This is a genomic window from uncultured Gimesia sp. (genome assembly GCF_937910335.1).
Taxonomy (GTDB): Bacteria; Planctomycetota; Planctomycetia; order Planctomycetales; family Planctomycetaceae; genus Gimesia.
The window spans coordinates 1-2787 of record NZ_CALEMX010000310.1; the positions used below are offsets into that span (position 1 = coordinate 1).

The 2787-nt window shown below is 48.2% G+C and carries 3 protein-coding genes; 2 read left to right on the forward strand and 1 reads right to left on the reverse strand.

Annotated features, from left to right (window positions below):
- Window positions 1–1335 (forward strand): UDP-N-acetylmuramate--L-alanine ligase (murC, locus tag Q0668_RS12480; RefSeq protein ID WP_298865027.1); only part of this gene is annotated, 1335 nt, incomplete at its 5' end.
- The gene (murB, locus tag Q0668_RS12485; protein ID WP_298865030.1) at window positions 1292–2170 is read left to right on the forward strand and encodes a UDP-N-acetylmuramate dehydrogenase; all 879 of its coding nucleotides are present in this window, start codon (window positions 1292–1294) and stop codon (window positions 2168–2170) included. The genes murC and murB, both read left to right, overlap by 44 nt.
- A 13-nt stretch (window positions 2171–2183) precedes the next feature.
- Here murB and Q0668_RS12490 read toward each other — a convergent pair.
- A partial coding sequence (locus Q0668_RS12490) for a PQQ-binding-like beta-propeller repeat protein (RefSeq protein WP_298865035.1) occupies window positions 2184–2787 on the reverse strand: 604 nt, incomplete at its 5' end.

Genomic DNA, 2787 nt, shown 5'->3' on the forward strand with positions numbered 1-2787 from the left:
GCAGAATACCTTTCAAGTGCCGGTTGTCGGGTAACGGGATCCGATTTAAGTCCTTCATTACTTGCAGAAGAGACTCTGCGGGAAGGTGGTTATCGAATTCATCAGGGGCATGATAAACGATTTGTTCCTGAAGGCACGAACGTTTTGATTTATAGTCCGGCCATTGGTCTGGCGAATCCGGAGCGTCGCTTTGCACAGCGAATGGGAATTCCCCAATATTCTTATTCGCAGATGCTTGGCAGTTTGATGCGGCAGAAAAAAGGAGTCTGCATAGCAGGCACGCATGGTAAAAGCACAACGACGGCATTGACTGCCTATGTACTGCAGAATGCTGGGGTTGCTCCTTCTGCAATGATAGGTGCGGAACTATGTAGTCAGAATTTAAGTGGTTGGGCCGGGGAAGGTCCGCTTTTTGTAGCGGAAAGCTGTGAATACCAGCGTAGTTTTCTGGATTTATTTCCCTACAACGCGGCCATTATGAACATCGAACCCGATCATTTTGACTATTTCAAAAATCAGGATGACATGACATCCGCGTATGCCGAATTTGTTTCTCGGATTCCTATGGGTGGTACATTACTGCTTCCGGGAAATTGTCTGGGGCTGCAGAAAATTCTGGATTCCTGCAAAGCGAAAATCTCTACTTTTTCTCTGGAACGTGGTGCAGACTGGTGGGCCACCGATATTAAGCAAACCTCTTTTGGCTTGCGATTTCGATTGTTTCATCAAGGCGAATATTTTTCGGAAATTTCGCTTCAGAAAACGGGTAAACATAATGTATCCAACGCGATGGTTGCTGCCATTCTTTGCCATACTGCCGGGATTGATGCGGAAGAGATTCGCGAAGGAATTTTTGAGTTTCCTGGAATTCATCGTCGCTATGAGCGAATGGGTTCCTATAAGGGAATGACTTTATTTGATGATTATGCTCATCATCCGACTGCAATTCAGTCAACGCTTAAAATGTTGCGAGAGGAATATCCATATCGCAAGATCTGGTGTCTATATGAACCGCATCAGGTCTCGCGCACGCAGGCTTTGATGACTCATTATGCCCGGAGTTTCCGCCTGGCAGATCAGGTTCTGATCGCTCCCGTGCATGCGGCCCGCGAAAAACTCGGAACAGAGCCGGTTGATACATCAAAAGAGCTTGTAAATCGGATTCTTCGCCATAATGATTCGGTCAGTTTCAGCAGTTCCCTTGACCAGATGGTCTCAACTTTAGAGACTGAGGCTCAATCTGGTGATATCATCATTACTATGGGGGCAGGCGAAATAAATCGGATCCATCATGAGTTCAATCGAAGACTTCAAAGAGATACTGAAACATTCTGAACCGCTGTCCAAGTATTCCTATTTCAAAATAGGAGGACCAGCTCAGTTTTTTCTCGAACCGCGAAATGTGGACGAACTGCAGGCAGTCGTTCAATGCTGTGTCGAAAATGAGATCCCCGTGCGTGTATTTGGCGGGGGTTCTAATATTCTGATCAAAGATGCCGGCGTTCAAGGGGCGGTGATCAGGATTAATGGCGATGCGTTTGCAACCGTTCAAATCGACGGTACTTCTGTGACTGCAGGAGCGGGCACGCTGTTATCGAATCTCGTTTCACAGACAGTGAAGTCGGCTCTGGCTGGTTTGGAGGGGCTGGTTGGTATTCCCGGAACGGTCGGGGGTGCCTTGCATGGCAACACGGGTGGCCAAAACGGTGATATCGGGCAGTATGCCACTTCGGTTACCGTTTTGACGGCTCGTGCAGAAATCTTTGTGCGGACCGCAGACGAACTGAGCTTCAGTTATCGGGAAAGCAGTATCAACGAACTGGCGATTCTCGAAGCCACTTTTGAATTAAAACAGGATGATTCTGAAGAGGTTACCAATCGCATGAAAAAGAACTGGATTATGAAAAAGGCAAGTCAGCCTCTGACTCATCAGTCGGCTGGTTGTATCTTTAAAAATCCGCGCGGCATGCATGCGGGCGCCCTGATCGAACAGGCAGGATTGAAGGGAACCCGGATTGGTGGTGCCGAGATCAGTGATCGGCATGCGAATTACATCGTCAACGATGAAAATGCGACGACGGAAAATGTGCTCGATCTGATCAATCTTGCTCAGAATACGGTTTCTGAAAAGTTCGGCGTTGAACTCGAACTGGAAATTGAACTCTGGTAATCAGCAGATTGTCTTAGTTTCCGATACAATAGACGTGCTGAAACGTTCTCAGAAATATCTGCCCATTGGAAAATGCGGGTGTGGAGTTACTTCTTTCGCGAAGTTGGTTCTGAGCTACTTTTTCGAAACGTTTCACATTGGGTTTGAAGACGTGCGTTGTGCCGTTCTGGTCGGTCACGTAGAGATGCTGATTTGCCAGGATTAACGAACCCCAACAGGCTGCTCCGCCTGATCGTTCCTGCCAGCGAATTTCTCCTGTCGTCGGATTGAGGCATTGGAAAATATTGGGGCCCGCGTTGGCCATGAAAAGTGAGCCCTGTGTGTAGATGCCTGTCGAAATACGTTGCGGGTTGGGTTCATTTCGCCAGAGCTGCTCTTTTGCGGTGATGTCTCCCGTTCCCTGCATGCGGAAGCTGATTGCAGGGCCATTGAACCCCCCCATCGCTACGCAGATATCGTCGGCGAGGACAGGCGATGTGTAAGCCAGGTCTCCTTTTTTTCCGTGTAGTCCCATACAGCTCCAGATGATCTTCCCTGTTTTGAGGTCATAGGCATTTACCCGGAGAGACATGCTGCAAATGATGAGTTTCTGACTATTTCTCTCGGTGATAATGGGG